A 19,516-nucleotide genomic window follows, 5' to 3' on the forward strand; every position below is an offset into this window, starting at 1 on the left:
CGGCGCGACGCCTTCTTCGAGGTCGCCTGGGCCGTTCAGTTCGTTGTTGCGTTTCATGCTTGTCCTGGATGGATGTCTCCCGTGGAGCAGCTGCGGCGATAGGTCTCGATTCTTGCTGCCCACGGTGCCCCGTTGTCAGAGCCCAACCAGCGCGGGCAGGCCCTTGATGTCGCGGATCTCGGCGAAGTTGAACGCCTCGTTGGGCCGCGGTTCGTGGCCGCGATTGACGAACACCTTGTTCTTGATGCCCATGTCGTGGGCCGGAAAGATGTCGTAGCGCGGGTTGGCCGACACGTGCAGGATGTCTTCGGGCCCGCAACCGAGTTGTTCCAACATGTACTCATAGGCCGCAAGCCGAGGCTTGTAGGCCTGGGCGTCCTCTGCCGTGAAGACCTTGTGGAACGGCGCTTCGAGCTTGCTCACGTTGGAGTGGATCTGTTCGTTCATCGCATTGGAGAGGATCACCAGCGGGATCTTCTTGCCCACGCGCGTCAGCGCGTGCGGCACGTCCGCGTGCGGACCCCAGGTGGGCACTGCGTCATAGATCCTCTGAGCATCCTCGTCGCGGTAGGTGAGGCCATGGCGCTTGCAGGTGCGCTGCACCGCCGACTTGAGAATCTGGTCATAGGGCTTCCAATCGCCCATCACTTCGTCGAATCGGAAGTTGCTGAAATCATTGCTGAACTGGTACATCTGCTCCGGGGACAGCTGATCGGCGTAGATGTCGTGGGCCACCTGGTGCATGGGGAAGTAGGTCAGCGTGCCGTAGCAATCGAAGGTGATGTACTTGGGGCGGAAGGTCATGGTCGTGTTCCTGCAGGGAGTTGGTGGTGAAGTCCAGGCGGCGGCAAACCCATCAGGCAGCCGTTGATGGCATCGGCTTTGCCGGCACGAAATCATGTGGATCGAGCAGGCTTGAAGCACTGGATGTCATGAAAAGAAATGGTAAGCAGTGCACACCGAAGATGGTGTCGTTCTGCATGGCCGCTGCACAGTAAAAACCGGAAGTGGCCGGGTGCGCGGCTCGTTTGTGCTGGCCGAGCGGCGCGCCAAGTTCAGCCCAGAGCCAGTTCCCGATCACGCTCGTGCGCCCGGCGGCGGGCATCCATTGGGTTGTGCCATTCCACGGGCAAGGCCGAAGCATTCGTGCTGAATGTCGAGCGTAAACGGCAGGTCGGCTTTGCACCGTGCAAGTAGCATTTCTCCAATTCTTTGGAGGTTGAACTCATGGGCGACAACGCCACTTCGCACAAGCGGCCGCTGCGCAGCGCGCGCTGGTTCCGCAAGGATGATCTGCCTGGCTTCGTGCACCGCTCCACGCTTGCCGCGGCCGGGTGGAGCCGCGAGGACCTCATGACGCGACCCATCGTTGGCATCCTGAACACCTGGTCCGACATCAACCCGTGCAACCTCAACCTGCGCGCGCTTGCAGAGGAAGTGCGCACGGGCATCCTCGAGGCCGGCGGCATCCCGTTCGAGGTGCCGATGATGTCGATCAGCGAGAACATCATCAAGCCGACCTCGTTCCCATTCCGCAACCTGCTGGCGATGGAGGTGGAGGAAACCCTGCGCGGCTATCCCTTCGATGCGGTGGTGCTGCTCGGCGGCTGCGACAAGACGCAGCCGGCGCTGCTGATGGGGGCGGCCAGCGCCAGGATTCCCTTCGTCTTCCTGGCCAGCGGCCCGGCGACGCCGCGCTCGGCGACCGGCGGGCAGTTGGCGAACGCCACCGGCGTCTGGCGTCTGGTTGACCAGTTGCGCGCTGGCCAGTCTCAATGCGACTTCGCCTCCTTCGAGAACAGCGTCATGGGAACCGTGGGCCACTGCGCCGAGATGGGTACCGCCTCTTCGATGTCGGCCATTTGCGAGGCGTTGGGCGTGGCCCTGTCCGGCAGCAGCCTGGTGCCGGCGACCGACCGTCGCCGCAGTCACTGCGCCCGCGAGGCGGGCCGTTGCAGTGTCCGCTTGGCCAACGAAGGCGGCCCACGCCCCGAGGAAATCCTGGATGCACGGGCCTTCGACAACGCCATCACGCTCCTGTGCGCGGTGGGTGGCTCGACCAACGTCATCATTCATCTGCTGGCGCTCGCCGGACGCGTGGGCGTGCCGCTGACCCTGGATCGCTTCGACGAGATCGCCCGCCGCGTGCCGCTCATCGCCAATGTCCAGCCCGCCGGCGAACATCTGACCGAGCGACTGATGACGGCCGGTGGCGTGCCCGCCCTGCTCAGGACGCTCAGGCCGCTCCTGCACCTGGACGCGCGGACGGTCGACGGGCGCACGATCGGCGAGATCATCGAGACCGCCGAGGTGCTCGACGCCGAGGTCATCCGGCCGCTGGACAAGCCGGTGAAGTCCGGTGAGACCCTGGTGGTCGTGAAGGGCAGTCTTGCGCCCGAAGGCGCCGTGATGAAGGCCTGCGCGGCCGACCCGAAGCTGTTCCGCCATCGGGGCCGCGCGGTGGTCTTCGAGGATGTGCACACCATCGCCAACCGCATCGACGACCCCGAGCTCGGCATCGACGAGAACAGCGTACTGATTCTGCGCAATGCCGGACCCGTGGGAGCGGCGATGCCGGAGTGGGGCATGCTGCCCCTTCCTCGCAAGCTGCTCGAGCGCGGAGTGCGCGACATGCTGCGCATCTCCGATGCACGCATGAGCGGCACGGCCTATGGCGCCGCCGTGCTGCACGTCTCTCCAGAGGCAGCGGTCGGCGGCCCGCTCGCCCTCGTGCGCGATGGCGACATCATCGAGCTCGACGTTGCCGCACGTCGGCTGGATCTCTGCGTCGAGCCGCAGGAGCTCGAACGTCGGCGCCGGGATTGGCAGCCCCCACCGCAGACGCACGTGCGCGGCTACCGCAAGCTCTACGACCAGCACGTCGAGCAGGCGCACCTCGGCTGCGACTTCGACTTCCTGCGCGGCGCCGACAAGGAGATCCTCCCCGAGGGACTGTTCGATGGCTGGGTGGGAGGCTGGTGAGCCATGAGGATTCTCTACCGATCGGACGCACCGCGTGCCGCAGCCTGGGCGCGCTACTTTGCAGAACATGCCCCCGACATTGATTTCCGCGTCTGGCCTGACGCCGGCAAGCTCGACGAGATCGAATACCTGATCGCCTGGCAGGCGCCGCAGGATTTGCTCGCCGCGCTGCCGCGGTTGAAGGTGCTGTTCTCATCGGGCGCCGGCATCGACCACGTCGACTTCTCCGCCGTGCCCGCGCACATTCCCATCGTGCGGATGGTCGAGCCCGGGATCATCAACGGCATGGTGGAGTACGTGAGCCTCGCCGTCCTGGCCCTGCACCGTGACTTCTTCGACTATGTGGCGGCCAAGGCGGCGCGGACCTGGCATGCGCTCGAGGTGCCGCCCGCCTCGGCGCGCACCATCGGCGTGATGGGCATGGGCGTGCTCGGGCGTGCCGTCCTGGAGCGGCTGGCGACCTACGGCTTCCGGCTGCGCGGCTGGAACCGCTCCCTGCGCCACATGGAGGGCGTGGAGAGTTTCGCCGGCGCCGAGCAGCTGCAGCCCTTCCTGGAGGGCTGCGACGTCCTGATCTGCCTCTTGCCGCTCACCCCGGCCACCAAGGGCATCTTGAACAGAGAGCTCTTTGCCGCCTTGCCTTCCGGAGCGGCACTGATCAACGTCGGTCGCGGTCCGCACCTCGTGGATACGGATCTGATCGACGCATTGGATTCGGGCCGGCTTTCACGTGCCATTCTCGACGTGACCGATCCCGAGCCCCTGGCGCCGGAACATCCCTTCTGGGCGCATCCGCGTGTGTTCCTGACGCCCCACGTGGCCAGCATGACCCAGCCCGAGACCGCTGCACCCATCTTGCTGGAGAACCTTCGCCGGCATCGACGCGGCGAGCAGCTCATGGACGTCGTCGATCGGTCCCGCGGCTACTAACCGCGCCAGCGCCTGGTTCTCGCCATCGCTCAGCTAGAAGATGACGAACGAAATCGACCTCGCGACCGCGTCGCGAATGTGCCGGATGCGTTCGCGATTGAGGCGCTCGGCATCGTCGGCATCGCCGCGCTCGATCGCATCCAGCAGCTTCTGGTGTTCCTCGATGGCCGCTTCCAGGCGCCCCGGCAGCAGCGCGGTGCGGCTGCCCGTCAACCGCAGGCGGTTCTCGATGGCCAGCACATGCTCCGACAAGGTGGCGCTGCGGCAGCATTCCACGAGAGCACGCCGGAACGCCAGCGCGTGATCGAGGTACACGGCGACGTCGCCTTTCCTTGCGCTCGCGGCCAGCTGCTGCATCAGCTTCTTGAGTCGTTGCAGGTGGTGGATGTCCATGTTGCGCGTGGCGAGCCGTGCCACCAGCCCTTCGAGGACTTCGCGGATGTCCAGCAGCTCGATCACTTCTTCCGGGCGCAGCTGGGTGACGGTGACGCCCACGAAGGGCGTGCGCCGGACCAGGCGCTCCACTTCCAGCTGGCGGATGGCCTCTCGGACCGGCGTTCGGCTCACTTCGAGTTCGGTTGCGAGATCCTGTTCGGTGAGCTTCGATCCGGGCTTGAGCTCCCCGCTCAGGATCGCGGCACGGATCCGATCGCAGACCTGTTCGGCCGAGAGCGGCTGGGGACCTCGCTTTCGCAGTGCGCTGGAATTCTCAGATGTCATGCAACGGTTATACAAGAGATCAACGGCGCTTCACGCGCTCGAGTATTCGAGCGCGGCGGCCGGCATCTGCAGCACCAGCAGGTGAGCGCCGGCGGCGCCGGCGAGGCAGCCGCCTGCATCTTCACCGGGCGAAAGATAGCGGCTCTCCCACGCCTGCAGCCGCCGCTGCGGCGTTTCGAGCACGCCGGCAAGGACCAGCTGGAACTGGCCGGAGCCGCGCGCTTCGATCGGCTCGAGTCGCGAAAAGGGCGGGAGCTGCAGGGCAAAGGCCTCGAGGCCGTCCTGCGGCGCGATCAGCGGGACCTGGCGCGGCGCGTCGAGGGCGCGAAGCGCTTCGATCGCCAGCGGCTCATGCACCGGCCCGTGGGCATTGCGTTTGGGGCCGCGCCGCAGCCGGTCCCGTGCGGCCGGGAGGAAGTTCGCGCCCGTTTCGTACACCGCCCGAATCGTGAAATAGCTCAGGCCGGCAGGACCGGCCACCAGCGGCCCATAGCCGGTGAACGCGCCGGCGTAGTGAACGGAGCCGGGACCCACCGCGTGGGCACCCAGGGTGCCGCCGCCGGACTTGACGACCTGGAACTGATTCTGCGTATGAAAGTGCGGTGCAAGCACGGCGTTCGGCGGCTGCTCCACGAGGAACACGGTGGGAGACAGACCCGGCCCGCGATCGCTTTGCATCCACTCGCTTCGATGAAAGCTGAAGCCGTTCTCCAGCACGCGATGGTGCCGGGTTTCGCCGGCGAGCGCGGCCAAGCCGAGTGCAATCATCGCCTCACTCCAGCCGGGCCCCGGAGCTCTTGATGATGGCCGCCCAGCGGTCGACCTCGAGCCGCACGAAGCTCTTGAACTCCGCAGCCGATTTGGATCGGGGCCGCCCTCCCAGGCCGACGATCCGCTGCGAGAAATCGGGCGAGCGCACGATCTTCGCAAGCTCTTCGCTGACCTTGTCGACGACGGCCCTGGGCGTGCCGGCAGGCGCCAGCAAGCCGACCCACGGCACGAGATCGAAATCGGCCAGGCCACTCTCCGCGACCGTCGGGACCGAGGGCAGCACGGAGATGCGCTCGCTCGAGCTCACGGCGATCGCGCGCACGCGTCCGCCCGCCAGGAAGGGCTGGGCGGCGCCATAGGCGTCGAAGGAGACCTGCACCTGGCCCGCGGCCAGGTCCGTGAGCGACTTGGCGGCGCCCTGGTAAGGCAGGTGCGTCATTTCGATGCCGGTGCGCCGCATGAGCTCCGACATGGCGAGGTGCGACACGGAGCCATTGCCCGGGGACGAGTAGTTCACCTTGCCCCGGTGCTCCTTGGCGTAGGCGATCAGCTCGTCGAGCGACTTGATCGGCAGGGTGGTGTTCACCATCAGCACGAGCGGCGCGTCATAGATCAAGCCGACGGGCTCGAAGTCCTTCACGCTGTCGTAGCGCACGTTCTTGTAGAGCACCGGATTGCCGGCGACGGCAGCGGATGCGGACAAGGTCATGATGCTGCCGTCGGCGGGCATTCGCGCGACCGCCTCGAGCGCGATGCTGCCGGACTGGCCGGGCATGTTCTCCACGATCAGGGTTCGGCCGATCGCCGGGCCCAGGCGCTCGGCCAGCAGCCGGGCCACCGCATCGACGGACTGCCCGGCCGGGTAGCCCACGATCAGCTTGCCCGTGTCCTTTTGCGCGAAGGCGGCGGTGCCGGTGCACAGCAGCGCAACGATCGCGCTGTTGAAGGTGCGACGAATGATCTTCATGCGCGTCTCCTTGTCCGGCTCGTTCAGGCACGCGCGGGCTGCGCAGCGCCGAGCATCTGGATGATGGAAGAAAAGTCGAGCCGGCCCCGCCCCGCGGCGCAATGCATGGCATAGACGGACGCGGCGGCCGCGCCGAGCAGCGCAGGCGAGTGGCTCGCGACGGCGGCCTGCTCGGCCAGGCGCAGGTCCTTGAGCATCAGCTCGGACGCGAAGCCGCCCTCGTAACCCCGATTGGACGGGGCAGACGGCACCAGGCCGGGCTCGGGTGCATAGCTCGTGAGGGCCCAGCACTGGCCCGAGGAGGTCGAGGCGATCTCGAAGAACTTCCGAGTATCGAGGCCCAGTTGCTTTGCCAGGTGAAGGGCTTCGGACACCGCCAGCATGGAGATGCCTGCCAGCATGTTGTTGCAGATCTTCGCGGCCTGTCCGGCGCCGGCCGCGCCGGCGTGGATGATGTTCTTGCCCATGGCGCGCAGGAACTCGAGCGCACGCGCAAAGGCAGCTTCCGTGCCGCCCGCCATGATGGTGAGCGTCCCCGCGGCGGCGCCGCCGACGCCGCCCGAGACGGGGGCGTCGAGCGTGGCGAGCCCCTTGGCCTGCAAGCTCTCGTGGAAGGTGGCGCAGGACGCGACATCGATCGTCGAGCAGTCGATGACCAGCGCACCCGGGGCGAAGGGCAGCGCCCGCGCCGCGAGCACGTCCAGCACGTGGCGCCCGCTGGGCAGCATCGTGATCACGACTTCGGCGCCGGCCACTGCCTCGTCGACCGATGTGCGTGGGTGCAGCCCCGCGTCATGCGCGCGCTCCATGGAGCCCGCGCTCACGTCGAAGCAGCGCACCGCGTGGCCTGCTTCCTTCAAGCGGCATGCCATGGGAAAGCCCATGTTGCCCAGTCCGATGAAACCGATGACGGCCATGATGTCTCCTTGTTGTCAGAAAGCCAGCTCAGGTCATGTTGAAGATCACTGTCTTCTTGTGGGTGAAGTGGTCCAGCATCGCCTCCAGCGAGGCTTCGCGCCCCAGGCCCGATTGCTTGACGCCGCCATAGGACAGGCCGGGCTGGACGACGATGTTCTGGTTCACCTGCACGAAGCCGGCCTGCAGTCGCCGGGTGGCGTCCAGGGCCGTGTGCAGGTTTTGCGTCCAGATGGTCGCTGCCAGCCCGAAGTCGCTGTCGTTCGCCATCGCCAAGGCCTCTTCATAGCTGGAGAAGCGGATCACGCAAGTCACGGGCCCGAAGATCTCTTCCCGCGCGAGGCGGGAGGCGTTGTCGAGCCCGGTGAAGATGACCGGCCGCACGAAGAGGCCCGAGCGAAGTGCTTCGCCCGCGGGCAGCTGCGAGCATTCGTGCGCCCGGGCTCCGGGCTCGGAGCGGCCGCTCTCGATGTAGCCGAGCACCTTCTCGAGCTGGGGCCGCGAGATGATGGTGCCGATGTCCGTCGCCTCGTCCAACGGGTCGCCCATCTTCATCGCATCGACGCGCGCCTTCAGCATGGCGACGAATTCGTCATGGACCTTCTCGTGCACGAGGATGCGGCTGGCCGCGGTGCAGCTCTGGCCCTGCCGGGTGAAGCGCATGCCGCTGACCGCGCCGGCGACGGCCTTGGGGAGGTCGGCGTCGTCCATCACGATCATCGGGCTCTTGCCGCCCAGTTCGAGCGTGACGGGGATGAGCTTCTCCCCGGCCGTGCGCGCGACGATGCGGCCGGTCTCGACCGAGCCGGTGAAGGTCACCTTGCCGACGCTGGGATGCGCGACGAGCGGCGCCCCGCAATCCGCTCCGTAGCCCGAAACGATGTTCAGCACGCCCGGAGGAAGTTTCTGGTTGAGGATCTGGCACACGCGCAGCACCGCCAGCGGTGCCTCTTCCGCCGACTTCACGACGACCGTGTTGCCTGCCACCAGGGCCGGCGCGATCTTCAGCGCCATCAGCATCATGGGCGCATTCCAGGGAATGATCACGCCCACCACACCGATCGGGTCGCGCTGGGTGAAGGTCAGCATGTCGGGGCTGAAGGGAACGCTCTCCCCCTTGAGCTCCGAGCCCAGGCCGCCGTAGAACTGCAGGGCGTCGGCGACGACGGAAGCCTCGACGCGGCTCTCGGTGCGCAAGGCCTTGCCGGTTTCGAGCGCAACCAGGCGCCCCAGTTCCTCCACGTGCTCGGCCAGGAGGTGCGAGCATTCGGCCACGAGGGTGCCCCGCTTGCGTGCGGCCGTGGCGGCCCACGCAGGCTGAGCGCTCGCCGCCGCTGCGACCGCCTGGTCCACGTCGCTCGCGTCGCTGTGCGCAGCCTGTCCGATCTCGCTTCCGGTGGCGGGATTGACGACCGGGAAGGTGCGTCCCGAGCGCGCCCCGATCAGTGCGCCGCCGATCAGGTTGTAGCCGCTGATGGCGCGGGCGAGACGGTGCGGATCGATATCTGCAATGAGCTTGGCTTGAGTCATGCTGCGGCTCCTTTCATTGGTCGGCGGCGGCCAGGGGCGGCCAACGCTTCTTGACCTTGATCACCCGGGCACTGCCGCGGCGCACGAAGCGGCGCGTGTCGTCGGTGCTGGCCTGGTAGTCCCAGACCGGCTGCATGGCGTCGGGCAGCGAATTGATGAACTTGCGCCTGGCCTGGCTGGCCAGCACCTGCTGCGTGATCGCCTCCGGGTCCCAGCGGGCGAGCACACGCGTCTTGAGGTCGGCGGCGACCTGCGCCTGTTGCTGCGCGATGTTGACCAGCTCGTTCGGGTCGGCCTCCATGTCGAACAGCAGGTCGGGATGGCCATGCGTGTACACGTACTTGTACTTGCCGCGCCGGAGCATGCAACAGGGGCCGGTCACCCCTTCGGCGGTGTATTCGACGAAGGCTTCCGCTTCGCCGCCGGCATCGCCCGTGGCGACCAGCGGCACCAGGCTGCGGCCGTCGATGGGTTCGACCCAGGCCGGCGCCTTTCCCTCGGTGGCGTAGTCCACGAGTGTCGGCAGCAGGTCCACGTGCGAGACCGGGTCTGCAATGCGGCGCGGCTTGGGCGCCCGGGGATCGAAGACCAGCAGGGGCACCTTGGCCGACCAGTCGAAGAACACCCGCTTGAACCACATGCCGCGTTCTCCCAGCATGTCGCCGTGGTCGGAGGTGACGACCACGATCGTGTTGTCGTCGAAGCCGGCACGCTGGAGGGTTTCGAGCAGGCGGCCGACCTTGTCGTCGATGTAGCTGACCATCGCGTAGTAAGCGTGGCGCGCGCGGCGGACCTGGTCGTCGGTCGCGCCCTTGTCGTTGAGCCCGTGCGAGTACTGAACCCACTGGCTGAGCTTGTCGCGCTCCTGCATCGGCATGTCGCCGACGATGGGCAGGTTGATCTCGTCCGGCGAGTAGCGATCGAGGTACTCCGGGGGAATGTGATAGGGCGGATGGGGATGCGTGTAGGACACGCACATGAAGAAGGGCTGCTCGTCCTCCCGCGCGAGGTCGTACAGGCGCTGGATCGCCTTGGCCTCAACTTCCTCGTCGAAGTCGAGCTGCAGGCTTCGGAAGCAGGAGCCGCTTTCATCCACGGTGCTCAGGTTGTGGCCCGGCGAGTAGAAGCTGAATTCGCCTTCCGTCCAGTCCGCGACCCAGCCGAAGTCGGCGGGATAGATGTCGGTGGTGAGCCGCTCCTGGAAGCCGTGCTTCTGGTCGGGCCCGACGAAGTGCATCTTGCCGCTGAGGATGGTCTTGTAGCCCTGCTGGGCCAGGTAGTACGGGAGTGTCGGCGTGGCGGCCTGGAACTCGCAGGCGTTGTCGAACGCGCCGATGCGGGTGGCGAACTGGCCCGCGAGAAGTGAAAAGCGCGCGGGCGCGCACAGCGGGAAATTGCAGTAGGCGTTCTCGAACACGGCGGAGCGCTCCGCGAGCGCCTGCAGGTGGGGCGCTTTCACGACGGGGTTGCCGTGAAACGGCAGGACGGGGGCCGACAGTTGGTCGGCCATGACGAACAGGATGTTGGGTTTTCGCATGGGGGTCTCCTTGATTGCACAACGATTGCATTTCGGTTGTATGCAATATAGACTGGTCTCAGCCACATGACAAGCGGAGACAACATGAGCGACTCAACATTCCTGCCCCTGACCGGGGTTCGCGTCCTGGATCTCACCCGGGCGCTGGCCGGGCCCTTCTGCACCATGGTCCTCGGCGACCTTGGCGCCGACGTGGTCAAGGTGGAGCCGACCGGCGGCGACATGATCCGCAGCTGGGGGCCCTTCGATCGCGGCACCAGCGCCTACTACCTGAGCGGCAACCGGAACAAGCGCGGCATCGCGGTCAACTTCCGCGACCCTGCGGCGCTGGATCTGCTGCGAGAGCTGGCCACCGGCTGCGATGTGATCGTCGAGAATTTCCGGCCCGGCGCCATGGAGGCCATGGGCCTGGGCTATGAAGCGCTTGCGGCCGCGAACCCGCGTTTGATCTATGCGAGCGTGACCGGCTTCGGCCGCACGGGTCCCGCCGGTGGTCGTCCGGGCTTCGACCAGATCGCCCAAGGCTACTCGGGCCTGATGAGCGTCACGGGGACCGCCGAGTCCGGCCCGGTCCGGGTCGGCGTGGCCATCGGCGATCAGACCGCGGGCATGTGGTGCGCCATCGGCGTGCTCGCCGCAATTTCAGAGCGGCACGCGAGCGGCCGCGGCCGCCGCGTGGAAACCTCCCTGCTTTCGGGCCTGGTCGCCCTCATGAGCGTGCAGGCGCAGCGCTACCTGAGCCTCGGCGAGGTGCCGGCGCTCGCCGGAAACACCCATCCTGTGATCTCGCCGTACGGCGTGTTCGAGACCGCCGACGGCCCCTTGAACATTGCGCCGGCCACCGCCGAGATGTGGAAGCGGCTGTGCGAGGTGCTCGAACTGCAGCAACTGGTCGACGACCCGCGTTACGCCACCAACGCCGCGCGGATCGAGCGGCGCCTGGAACTCAAGGGGCTGGTCGAGGCGAAGTTGAAGGAGCGCAGCCGGGCCGAATGGACTCAGCGGCTGCTCGCCGCCGACATCCCGGCCGGCCCCATCAACAACCTTGCCGACGTCTTTGCGGATGAACAGGTGCTTCACTCTCGGCTCGTGGAAGAGGTGCAGCACGCCGAGCTCGGCGCGATCCGGCAGGTGGGCAGCCCCATCTCGTTCGATGGCCGCCTGGGCGGATCGATCCGCCGTGCGCCTCCCGTCCTTGGGGAACACACCTTCGAAGTGCTCCGGGAACAGGGTTACGCGGAGGCGGACCTCCAGGCGCTGGCGCGCAAGGGGGTGATCGTGCAGCATGCGCAAGGGGCCGGCGCATGAACGGCGACTCGGCACCCACGCTGGAGATCGCGGACTCGATGGCGATCATCACCCTGCGCCGTCCGGGGCAACACAACCGCATCGATCCGGACGACCCGGCGGTCCTGCTGCAACACATCGAGCAAGTGCGCGCCGCGCCCTCGGTGCGGCTGCTCGTGCTGACCGGTGAAGGTGAAAAGACTTTCTGTTCAGGCTATACGCTGGGGCAGATCGGCGCACGCCTGGATCGATCTCTCGAGGAAATGCTCGACGCCCTGGAGACGCTCGACGTACCCACGCTGTGCGCCATGAACGGCAGCGCCTATGGCGGCGGCACCGACCTGGCCCTCGCGTGCGACTTCCGGATCGGTGTGCGTGGATGCCGCCTGTTCATGCCCGCCGCGAGGTTCGGCCTGCACTACTACCCGGGCGGCCTGCGGCGCTTCGTCACGCGGCTCGGCTGTTCGGCCAGCAAGAAGATCTTCCTGACCGGGATGACGATGGACAGCGAGGAACTGCTCAGAACCGGCTTCCTCACGGAGCTGGTCGAACGCGACGAGTTGCAGCCGCGGATCGACCTCTACCGCGACAACATCGCTCAGTGCGATGCGCAGGCAGTCCGCTCGATGAAACGCCACATCAACGCCATCTCGGCAGGCGAATGGGATGAAGCTTGCGGCAGGGCTGCGTACGAAGCCTCCATGTCGTCGGAGGAAACGGTCAGGCGACTGGCCAAAGTGGCGCAACTGGCAGGCAAGTGATCACGCTTTCCGTCCATGGGTGTGACAGGCTGCAAAGCCACGTTCGGTCACTTTAAGAACGACGGCAGGGGCACGGTAGCGGTAGCTTTCCTCGTCCTGGCGCATCGGTGGAATGTCAGCCTCCACGAAGCCCGTGTCTTTCAGGACCAACAGTTTCTCGATGTCGTCGGCTTCGAACACTGTCGAAGGCAAGCGCGCGTCACAGAGCGCGGCAAGCAGTTTCATTGGCAACTCGTTCCTCCCCTCTTCGTCGCGACTTCGACTTTATGACAAGCGGCGCGCGACGGCACGTAAAGACAGGAATATTCGGCTTGCGGTGGGCAGAACTCGCTTCTGATGGCACATCCAGGGTCGCGGTGATGCAGCAGAGCCAGCCGATGGAGCCTTCCACATGAACGCGCGCAGTGGTCTTCCAGGCGTGCATGCTCGTCGATGCGCCAAGCCATCGCTGTGCTTCAGGATCTCGTCACACCAACGACCCGGCAGAAGGGTCGGCGTCTTCCTCTTTGGCGGTCGCCACGTCGCAGAGCTGCTGGCGTTGCCGATCCGGTGAGCACGTCGTTGCATGCCCGATGCACTGACACCTCATCGCTATCGGCAGCTCAGCCCACTTGCGACCTGTTTCGTCCGGCTGTCGTGAGGTCGAGCATTGATACAAATAAACTAACGGTGATTTCTCTTTTAGAAGTGCGACCCACGGCCTCGGCCGGCCTTCGAGCGGTGGCTGTCACACCAGCAGACCACCGGGGCCTTGGCGGCAAAGCTCCTCGACTCAGCTCTACCGGGACAAGCAAGGCGGCTGCACCGCCTGGTGCCTGGCGAAGTCGCCAGTGCTGACGCTGGCGTCGCTGGACGTGCGAGACCTGCAGGCGCTCCTTACGGCGCGCTTGGGCATGGAGAGCGCGGACCTATCGCTCTTCCCTCGTCATGCCCTGCGTCTGCAGCGCTTGTTCGCTGGGTGTCTCGCCATACGACGCCCAGACCGGCGTCCAGGCGGACACCGCGGCGGCCGACTGGATCGCAGCGCAGCCGCAGTTTCGGGATGCCAAGGCCAAGCATGCCGATCCGCTGCCCGAGCATCCGTGCGTCTCGTTAGCAAAGCACCTGACGGCTTCCTGCCGAAACCCGCGCCCGTCGCCCGCAGCAGCGGGGCCTCGTCGCAGCAATCCCAAGGCCTTCGAAATGGCAACAACTTCGCCATCGCGTGGCGGGTTCATTGCTGTCGAGTGCGGCACTCGCACCGGGTGTGTGCGGGTGCTCACCATTCATTCACCGACCACGCAAGGCACACGCGTGGCGCCCCCTGAAAGTCAGTGGTTCCGGGCAATGGCAATTTGCCACCGCGCGCAACGCCGATCGCCCGATCGCGCCACGCCTTCGCGCTTCGCCAAGTGCGCAGAGGTACGGATGCCGTGCAGACCGCGCAAAGGCCAAGGCAGAACCTGAAGCGATGGCCAGGTACCGCCGAGTCGTGACCCGCTCCGAGCAGCTGGTTTCGAAAGGCGCGCTGCGCGGCGACTCAGCCTGCCATTTCCTCGAGCGTCTTCCCGGCTTCGAGTGCGTCTTTGAGCCAGCGCGGCTTGGGTCCCATTCCCGACCAGGTGTGTCCCGCCTGATCTCGATAAGCAACCTTGGCCTTGCGCTTCTTAGCTGTGCGCCCCTTCGGACCCTGCGCTTTCGGCGACCCGGACTCGGTAGCGAATTCTTCGAGCGCGCGGCCCGCATTGAGCGCATCGCGCAGCCAGAACGGGCGCTTTCCCATTCCAGACCAGGAGTTCCCCTGCCCGTCACTGTACTTGGCAGTGCGCACCGGCGCGGCTTTTCTTGCCTTCGCCTTCGCATTGCCGGAATCAGACTTCGCGCTAAGGCCCAATTGCTCTGCCGTCAGTCCGTAATGGGCAATGGCAACTTTGATGCGGTCGACCACCCCCTTGACTTCCTGATCGCGAATCTTATCTGCCTGGCGCTGAAGCGCCTCGATTTGCTTCTGGATTTGCTTGTAACTCTGAGCCATTGAATGAGGTCTCCAAGATTGAGGTGAGAGTGCGACTTTAATCGCATTGCCGGGTTCCCCGGAATTACGACCTCACGCCACCAAGGCTGGGACTGCTTTATTCGAGAGCCAGCGTCAATCGTTGGGCTCTGACCATGCGCCTGCCAGCGCCCCCTTGATCGGGTTTGATGTTCTGCGTCTTCACAAGCTGCGTCCACTGCGGTCTCCCGCACCAGGCGCTTGTCGTTGGGGAAGTCGAGCAAGGAAACGCACCTGTTGCAGGGTTGCTGGGCTGGGCTCGCAACCACCAGATATCGCGCAAGTCTGGTGCGTCTTTCCATGCCATGGGCCGCAGCATTGCAAACATACAGTCCACCTTCTAATGTCAATGGCTGGAGGAAGACGACTAAGAGACCCACGCGCCGCAATTTCGACCTTTCATCGCCGAATGGCCGGACCGTTTAAAGCGACAAGTGCCACCCGCGAAAGTCTCTTGGCCGGGTCGGCATGCTGCTCGGGTGCGACATGATGGATCACGATAAGGTCAGCATCGACGGCGCCGCGTCGCGGACGAGTACGGCACCGGGACCCGGTGATCAGCGACACACAGATCCGTGGCAGATGACAACGCACGTCGCCGCCGTGGCACCCTCTGCCTCATGAACACCACCGTGCCTTCCTCCTTCCCCGAAGCCGACGCGCTCGGGCGCCTGCTGTCGCAGCGCCACAGCTGCCGCGCCTTCCTGCCGCAACCCGTCCCGCAAGCCCGCATCGAGCGCATCCTCGCGCTCGCGCAGCGCACGGCCTCGTGGTGCAACGCGCAGCCCTGGCAGCTGGCAATCACCCGCGGTGCCGGCACCGAGCGATTCCGCCAGGCCATGCTCGCGCAAGCGCGCGAGCCTGCGGCGCCCGACTTTCCCTGGCCACGCGAGTACCAGGGCGCCTACCTGCAGCGCCGCCGCGAATGCGGCTATGCGCTCTACGAGAGCGTCGGCGTGGCGCGCGGCGACCGCGAGGGCTCGGCGCGCCAGACGCTGGAAAATTTCCGCTTCTTCGGCGCGCCCCACGTGGCCATCGTCAGCACCGCCGAGGCGCTGGGCGTCTACGGCGCGATCGACTGCGGCGCTTACGTCGCGAACTTCGTGCTCGCGGCGCGCAGCCTCGGCGTGGCGTGCATCGCGCAGGCGGCGCTGGCCTCGCACTCCGGGCTGATCCGCTCGCACTTCGGGCTGGGCGATGACCGGCGCGTGGTGTGCGGCATCTCCTTCGGCTACGAAGATGCCGGCCATCCGGCCAACCGCTTTCGCACCACGCGTGCACCGCTTGACGAGGTCGTGCGCTGGGTGGACGACTGATCTCACTGTCTATTCTGGAGCCACGATGCATTTCAACCTGCACACCGATGCCTGAGCTCATTTGATGGTCACCAGCCCCGAGCGACAGCTCGCCTTCACCCGGCCCTCGCGCCGCCTCGTGCGCGAGGCCGCTCTCCGCACGATCCGGTCGGGACGAAACCGCTTCTACGCCTTGCGGAATATTGTTGTATGATGCACATCATGCGACGCAGCAAGCCCAACGCCAGAGCAGCAGCCAAAGATGCCACGCACGAGCGCATCGTGGCAGTGGCCGCCCGCGCGATCCGGCGTAGCGGCTACGACGGCACCGGGGTCGCGGACATCATGAAGGAAGCCGGCCTGACGCATGGCGCCTTCTACGCTCACTTCCCGTCACGCGAGGCGATGCTGGCCGAAGCGGCGGGCAAGGCATGCGCGGAGTCTGCGGCCGCTGCCGCCGAGCTCGTGGCCAGAGTGCCCCCCGACATGGCACTGGCATCCATGCTCAATGCCTATCTCTCCAAGGAGCACGTCGAGCGGGCGGACATCGGGTGTCCCCTGGCAGCCCTGGGCTCTGAAACGTCACGCCAGGCGGGCGAAGTGCGTCGAGTGGCGACCCGCCACATCAAGGAAGTCATCGACCTTGTGGCCCGCCAGTCGCCGGACTGGGGACAGCCCAGCGCCCACGAACGGGCACTCGTGACCATCGCCACCATGGTGGGTGCATTGACCTTGGCTCGCGCAGTCGATGATGCAGCGCTGTCGGATGCTTTGCGCGAAGCGGCGCTCAAGCACCTCACCCCCGCTGCTCATTGAAATCACCGATGGATGCCGCCCGTTCGCTCGCCTTTACACATTATGTTCATCATACGAAACTGGTCTACCCCATGAAAGCATTCGTCCTCGAGCGCTACGGAAAACAGCGCGCATTGCAGTTGGAAGAAATGCCGATTCCCGAACTGCGCGATGACGAAGTGCTGGTCGAGGTCCATGCCGCCGGCGTGAATCTACTGGACGCCAAGCTCAGGGACGGAGAGTTCAAGTTGATCCTGCCTTATCGCCTGCCCCTCGTCCTGGGGCATGACGTGGCAGGTGTCGTGGTCGAGGTGGGATCGCGAGTGCGGCAGTTCAAGCCAGGTGATGAGGTCTATGCCCGGCCGGATGATTTTTGGATCGGCACCTTTGCCCAGTTCGTGCCGGTGAAGGAGGCATCGCTCGCCTTCAAGCCGAAGAACCTCACGATGGAGGAAGCCGCCTCCATCCCCCTGGTGGGTTTGACTGCATGGCAGGCACTGATCGAGAAAGCCAAGCTGAAGAAGGGGCAGAAGGTCTTCATCCAGGCGGGCTCCGGCGGCGTGGGGACCTTCGCCATCCAGTTGGCCAAGCACCTGGGCGCAACGGTCGCCACGACGACGAGCGCGGCCAATGCCTCGCTCGTGAAGAGCCTGGGTGCAGACGTGGTCGTCGACTACCGGACGCAGGACTTCGAGGATGTCTTGCGCGACTACGACATGGTCCTGAACAGCCAAGATGGCAAGACGCTCGAAAAGTCCCTGCGCGTGCTCAAACGAGGCGGGAAGCTGGTCTCCATATCGGGCCCGCCCGACCCCGACTTCGGCAAGCAAATCGCGGCACCGGCATTCGTGAAGCTGGTCGTGCGGCTGCTGAGCTCAAGCGTCAGGCGGAAGGCGAAACGCCGAGGCCTCGACTACGCGTTCCTCTTCATGAAGGCGAACGGAAGCCAACTGCGCGAAATCACCCGACTCGTCGAGACCGGGGCCATCCGGCCCGTGATCGATCGGGTCTTTCCATTCGAGTCGACCAACGACGCCCTGGCCTATGTCGAAGCAGGCCACGCCAAGGGCAAGGTCGTCGTCAAGATCAAGTGAGCCTGTTTTTATCCCCACCATGGAGTTTCATCGTGAAGATTGAGAATGCTGTCGTCCTCGTCACCGGTGCCAATCGCGGCATCGGCCTGTCATTCACGCGCGAATTGCTCGCCCGCGGTGCGCGCAAGGTCTACGCCGGCGCGCGCGACCCCGCAACCGTTACGCAAACCGGGGTTCAGTCCCTGCGACTCGACGTCACGCGGTCCGACGATGTGGCGGCCGCCGCAGCGCTGGCATCGGATGTGACGCTCGTCATCAACAATGCCGGCATAGCCCAGGCCGGTGGCTTTGTTGCGTCGGACAGCGAGGAGGTCGCCCGACGCATCTTCGAGACCAACTTCTTCGGCCTGTTGCGCGTCAGCAAGGCCTTCGCACCGGCTCTCAAGGCCAACGGCGGTGGCGCATTGCTCAATGTGTTGTCGATCGCCTCATGGGTCAATGGCGGCGAGCTGGCCGCCTATTCGGCCAGCAAGTCTGCAGCCTGGTCGCTCACCAACGCCCTGCGCAACGAACTGGCGGTGCAGAAGACGCAGGTGCTCGGGCTGCACATGGCCTACGTCGATACCGACCTCACGCGCGGGTTCGACGTTCCCAAGTCCAGTTCCGAGGAGATCGTCAAGCGCGCACTCGATGGGCTCGAATCGGGCCTCGATGAGGTGTTGGCCGATGAACTCACCCTGCAAGTCAAGCGCGGGATGACGGCCGCCAGGCCCAGCTACCTGCCACAGCCCGCCTGAGGTCTCGCTTCGATCGCAGCCCTCCTCTGCCACCGGCAAGCTCTCGAACGCCCTGCACCTGTCCAAGGACCATCATGCTTTTTGAACCTCTCACCGCCGCATCGATTCAACTCGCCAATCGCGCCATCATGGCGCCGATGACGCGCAGCCGTGCCGTCGACGCCAACACCCCCAACGCGTTGATGGCCGAGTATTACGCCCAGCGTGCTTCAGCCGGCCTCATCGTCACCGAGGGGACCTCGCCGTCGCCCAACGGCCTGGGCTACGCGCGCATCCCCGGGCTCTTCAATGATGCGCACGTGGGTAGTTGGAGGGCGATCACCGATGCGGTCCACGCCAAAGGCGGCAAGATCTTCGTGCAGCTCATGCACACCGGGCGCGTGACCCACATCGCCAACCTGCCCGCGGGCGCGGAAGTGCTCGGGCCAACGGGCCAGGCCTGCCCCGGCGAGATGTACACCGACTCGCAGGGCATGCAAGCGCACAGCCCACCGCGAGCGATGACCGCGGCCGACATTGTCCACGCCATCAACGAGTATGCGAAGTCTGCACAACTCGCCATCGAGGCGGGATTCGATGGCGTCGAGCTGCACGCCGCGAACGGCTACCTGATCGAGCAGTTCCTGAACGCCAATGTGAACCAGCGCACCGACGCCTACGGCGGCAGCATCGAAGGCCGCAATCGCTTCGCGCTCGAGGTTGCCGGTGCCACTGCGACCGCCATCGGTGCTCATCGTGTCGGAATCCGCCTGTCGCCCCATGGCGTATTCAACAGCACGGGCGCGTTCCCCGACCTCGACGCTCAGTACCTGGCCCTCGCCCAGGAACTATCCAAGCTGGGCTTGCAATACCTCCACCTGCTGGACCATTCGGCATTGGGTGCGCCGCCGGTGCCCGGCGACTTGAAATCTCGGCTTCGCGAAGCGTTCCGGGGCTTGTTCATCCTGGCGGGCGGCTTCGACCGCGCCAGTGCCGAAACGGCGCTCAGCGCCGGGCAGGCCGATCTCATCGCCTTCGCCCGCCCCTTCCTCGCCAATCCGGATCTGGTGGAGCGCATGCGGACCAATGCGGCGCTGAATACCGCGGACATGGCGACGTTCTACACCCCGGGTCCAACGGGCTACACCGACTATCCGGCACTTGCGGCCTGATCTGCCCCGGGG

The 19,516-nt window shown here is 65.8% G+C and carries 19 protein-coding genes; 9 read left to right on the forward strand and 10 right to left on the reverse strand.

Annotated features, from left to right (window positions below; all coding sequences use genetic code 11):
* Positions 1 to 135: 135 nt before the first annotated feature.
* Both AC3A6Y_RS22075 and AC3A6Y_RS22080 read right to left on the reverse strand, forming a co-directional pair.
* The gene (locus AC3A6Y_RS22075) at positions 136 to 804 is read right to left on the reverse strand and encodes a haloacid dehalogenase type II (RefSeq protein ID WP_487870358.1); all 669 of its coding nucleotides are present in this window, start codon (positions 802 to 804) and stop codon (positions 136 to 138) included.
* 52 nt (positions 805 to 856) lie between these two features.
* Entirely contained in the window at positions 857 to 1,105 is a 249-nt protein-coding gene (locus AC3A6Y_RS22080) for a hypothetical protein (protein WP_487870359.1), read from the reverse strand.
* Between the two features lie 122 nt (positions 1,106 to 1,227).
* On the opposite strand from AC3A6Y_RS22080, the gene AC3A6Y_RS22085 reads away from it, so the two are divergent.
* Both AC3A6Y_RS22085 and AC3A6Y_RS22090 read left to right on the forward strand, forming a co-directional pair.
* Positions 1,228 to 2,982: a dihydroxy-acid dehydratase gene (locus AC3A6Y_RS22085; protein WP_487870360.1), complete on the forward strand. Its 1,755-nt coding sequence runs from the start codon at positions 1,228 to 1,230 to the stop codon at positions 2,980 to 2,982.
* Between the two features lie 3 nt (positions 2,983 to 2,985).
* Positions 2,986 to 3,912, forward strand: a complete 927-nt coding sequence (locus AC3A6Y_RS22090) for a 2-hydroxyacid dehydrogenase (RefSeq protein ID WP_487870361.1) — start codon at positions 2,986 to 2,988, stop codon at positions 3,910 to 3,912.
* Positions 3,913 to 3,945: 33 nt separating this feature from the next.
* On the opposite strand, the gene AC3A6Y_RS22095 is transcribed toward AC3A6Y_RS22090, so the two are convergent.
* Genes AC3A6Y_RS22095 through betC form a run of 6 tightly spaced genes read right to left on the reverse strand, consistent with a single transcriptional unit; the run spans position 3,946 to position 10,352 of the window.
* Positions 3,946 to 4,632, reverse strand: coding sequence for a GntR family transcriptional regulator (locus AC3A6Y_RS22095; protein WP_487870362.1), 687 nt, complete (start codon positions 4,630 to 4,632; stop codon positions 3,946 to 3,948).
* Positions 4,633 to 4,662: 30 nt separating this feature from the next.
* A complete protein-coding gene (locus AC3A6Y_RS22100) occupies positions 4,663 to 5,400 on the reverse strand; it encodes a hypothetical protein (protein ID WP_487870363.1) in 738 nt (245 codons plus the stop codon).
* 4 nt (positions 5,401 to 5,404) lie between these two features.
* Entirely contained in the window at positions 5,405 to 6,370 is a 966-nt protein-coding gene (locus AC3A6Y_RS22105) for a Bug family tripartite tricarboxylate transporter substrate binding protein (protein WP_487870364.1), read from the reverse strand.
* Positions 6,371 to 6,393: 23 nt separating this feature from the next.
* Entirely contained in the window at positions 6,394 to 7,287 is an 894-nt protein-coding gene (gene mmsB / locus AC3A6Y_RS22110; protein ID WP_487870365.1) for a 3-hydroxyisobutyrate dehydrogenase, read from the reverse strand.
* 28 nt (positions 7,288 to 7,315) lie between these two features.
* Complete coding sequence (locus AC3A6Y_RS22115; RefSeq protein ID WP_487870366.1) at positions 7,316 to 8,815, reverse strand: aldehyde dehydrogenase family protein; 1,500 nt, start codon at positions 8,813 to 8,815, stop codon at positions 7,316 to 7,318.
* Positions 8,816 to 8,828: 13 nt separating this feature from the next.
* On the reverse strand, positions 8,829 to 10,352 hold the full coding sequence (gene betC / locus AC3A6Y_RS22120; protein ID WP_487870367.1) for a choline-sulfatase: 1,524 nt from the start codon (positions 10,350 to 10,352) through the stop codon (positions 8,829 to 8,831).
* A gap of 84 nt (positions 10,353 to 10,436) precedes the next feature.
* Between betC and AC3A6Y_RS22125 the strand changes: the two genes are divergently transcribed.
* Complete coding sequence (locus tag AC3A6Y_RS22125) at positions 10,437 to 11,660, forward strand: CaiB/BaiF CoA transferase family protein (protein WP_487870368.1); 1,224 nt, start codon at positions 10,437 to 10,439, stop codon at positions 11,658 to 11,660.
* A complete protein-coding gene (locus AC3A6Y_RS22130) occupies positions 11,657 to 12,400 on the forward strand; it encodes an enoyl-CoA hydratase/isomerase family protein (RefSeq protein WP_487870369.1) in 744 nt (247 codons plus the stop codon). The genes AC3A6Y_RS22125 and AC3A6Y_RS22130 overlap by 4 nt, the downstream gene beginning before the upstream one ends.
* Here the strand turns inward: AC3A6Y_RS22130 and AC3A6Y_RS22135 are convergent, their stop codons facing one another.
* Together AC3A6Y_RS22135 and AC3A6Y_RS22140 are read right to left on the reverse strand one after the other, a co-directional pair.
* Complete coding sequence (locus AC3A6Y_RS22135; RefSeq protein ID WP_487870370.1) at positions 12,401 to 12,625, reverse strand: hypothetical protein; 225 nt, start codon at positions 12,623 to 12,625, stop codon at positions 12,401 to 12,403.
* Positions 12,626 to 13,919: 1,294 nt separating this feature from the next.
* Complete coding sequence (locus AC3A6Y_RS22140; RefSeq protein ID WP_487870371.1) at positions 13,920 to 14,414, reverse strand: H-NS family nucleoid-associated regulatory protein; 495 nt, start codon at positions 14,412 to 14,414, stop codon at positions 13,920 to 13,922.
* 638 nt (positions 14,415 to 15,052) lie between these two features.
* Here AC3A6Y_RS22140 and AC3A6Y_RS22145 point away from each other — a divergent pair.
* The 5 genes from AC3A6Y_RS22145 to AC3A6Y_RS22165 all read left to right on the forward strand — a co-directional run bounded on the left by AC3A6Y_RS22145 (position 15,053) and on the right by AC3A6Y_RS22165 (position 19,504).
* Entirely contained in the window at positions 15,053 to 15,748 is a 696-nt protein-coding gene (locus tag AC3A6Y_RS22145) for a nitroreductase (protein WP_487870372.1), read from the forward strand.
* Positions 15,749 to 15,937: 189 nt separating this feature from the next.
* Complete coding sequence (locus tag AC3A6Y_RS22150; RefSeq protein WP_487870373.1) at positions 15,938 to 16,543, forward strand: TetR/AcrR family transcriptional regulator; 606 nt, start codon at positions 15,938 to 15,940, stop codon at positions 16,541 to 16,543.
* Positions 16,544 to 16,614: 71 nt separating this feature from the next.
* On the forward strand, positions 16,615 to 17,616 hold the full coding sequence (locus AC3A6Y_RS22155; protein WP_487870374.1) for an NADP-dependent oxidoreductase: 1,002 nt from the start codon (positions 16,615 to 16,617) through the stop codon (positions 17,614 to 17,616).
* A 32-nt stretch (positions 17,617 to 17,648) separates the two neighbouring features.
* Positions 17,649 to 18,353 (forward strand): SDR family oxidoreductase, encoded by a 705-nt coding sequence (locus AC3A6Y_RS22160; protein WP_487870519.1) that lies wholly within the window; start codon positions 17,649 to 17,651, stop codon positions 18,351 to 18,353.
* Positions 18,354 to 18,427: 74 nt separating this feature from the next.
* The gene (locus AC3A6Y_RS22165; protein WP_487870375.1) at positions 18,428 to 19,504 is read left to right on the forward strand and encodes an alkene reductase; all 1,077 of its coding nucleotides are present in this window, start codon (positions 18,428 to 18,430) and stop codon (positions 19,502 to 19,504) included.
* The last annotated feature ends 12 nt before the right edge of the window (positions 19,505 to 19,516 follow it).

This window comes from Variovorax sp. Soil_C_17, assembly GCF_057657265.1.

What these genes read in the sequence shown, in the direction of transcription:
- AC3A6Y_RS22075 (WP_487870358.1), bottom strand. Translation starts at nt 804, where the DNA reads ATGACCTTCCGCCCCAAGTACATCACCTTCGATTGCTACGGCACGCTG.
- AC3A6Y_RS22080 (WP_487870359.1), bottom strand. Translation starts at nt 1,105, where the DNA reads ATGCCCGCCGCCGGGCGCACGAGCGTGATCGGGAACTGGCTCTGGGCT.
- AC3A6Y_RS22085 (WP_487870360.1), top strand. Translation starts at nt 1,228, where the DNA reads ATGGGCGACAACGCCACTTCGCACAAGCGGCCGCTGCGCAGCGCGCGC.
- AC3A6Y_RS22090 (WP_487870361.1), top strand. Translation starts at nt 2,986, where the DNA reads ATGAGGATTCTCTACCGATCGGACGCACCGCGTGCCGCAGCCTGGGCG.
- AC3A6Y_RS22095 (WP_487870362.1), bottom strand. Translation starts at nt 4,632, where the DNA reads ATGACATCTGAGAATTCCAGCGCACTGCGAAAGCGAGGTCCCCAGCCG.
- AC3A6Y_RS22100 (WP_487870363.1), bottom strand. Translation starts at nt 5,400, where the DNA reads ATGATTGCACTCGGCTTGGCCGCGCTCGCCGGCGAAACCCGGCACCAT.
- AC3A6Y_RS22105 (WP_487870364.1), bottom strand. Translation starts at nt 6,370, where the DNA reads ATGAAGATCATTCGTCGCACCTTCAACAGCGCGATCGTTGCGCTGCTG.
- mmsB (WP_487870365.1), bottom strand. Translation starts at nt 7,287, where the DNA reads ATGGCCGTCATCGGTTTCATCGGACTGGGCAACATGGGCTTTCCCATG.
- AC3A6Y_RS22115 (WP_487870366.1), bottom strand. Translation starts at nt 8,815, where the DNA reads ATGACTCAAGCCAAGCTCATTGCAGATATCGATCCGCACCGTCTCGCC.
- betC (WP_487870367.1), bottom strand. Translation starts at nt 10,352, where the DNA reads ATGCGAAAACCCAACATCCTGTTCGTCATGGCCGACCAACTGTCGGCC.
- AC3A6Y_RS22125 (WP_487870368.1), top strand. Translation starts at nt 10,437, where the DNA reads ATGAGCGACTCAACATTCCTGCCCCTGACCGGGGTTCGCGTCCTGGAT.
- AC3A6Y_RS22130 (WP_487870369.1), top strand. Translation starts at nt 11,657, where the DNA reads ATGAACGGCGACTCGGCACCCACGCTGGAGATCGCGGACTCGATGGCG.
- AC3A6Y_RS22135 (WP_487870370.1), bottom strand. Translation starts at nt 12,625, where the DNA reads ATGAAACTGCTTGCCGCGCTCTGTGACGCGCGCTTGCCTTCGACAGTG.
- AC3A6Y_RS22140 (WP_487870371.1), bottom strand. Translation starts at nt 14,414, where the DNA reads ATGGCTCAGAGTTACAAGCAAATCCAGAAGCAAATCGAGGCGCTTCAG.
- AC3A6Y_RS22145 (WP_487870372.1), top strand. Translation starts at nt 15,053, where the DNA reads ATGAACACCACCGTGCCTTCCTCCTTCCCCGAAGCCGACGCGCTCGGG.
- AC3A6Y_RS22150 (WP_487870373.1), top strand. Translation starts at nt 15,938, where the DNA reads ATGATGCACATCATGCGACGCAGCAAGCCCAACGCCAGAGCAGCAGCC.
- AC3A6Y_RS22155 (WP_487870374.1), top strand. Translation starts at nt 16,615, where the DNA reads ATGAAAGCATTCGTCCTCGAGCGCTACGGAAAACAGCGCGCATTGCAG.
- AC3A6Y_RS22165 (WP_487870375.1), top strand. Translation starts at nt 18,428, where the DNA reads ATGCTTTTTGAACCTCTCACCGCCGCATCGATTCAACTCGCCAATCGC.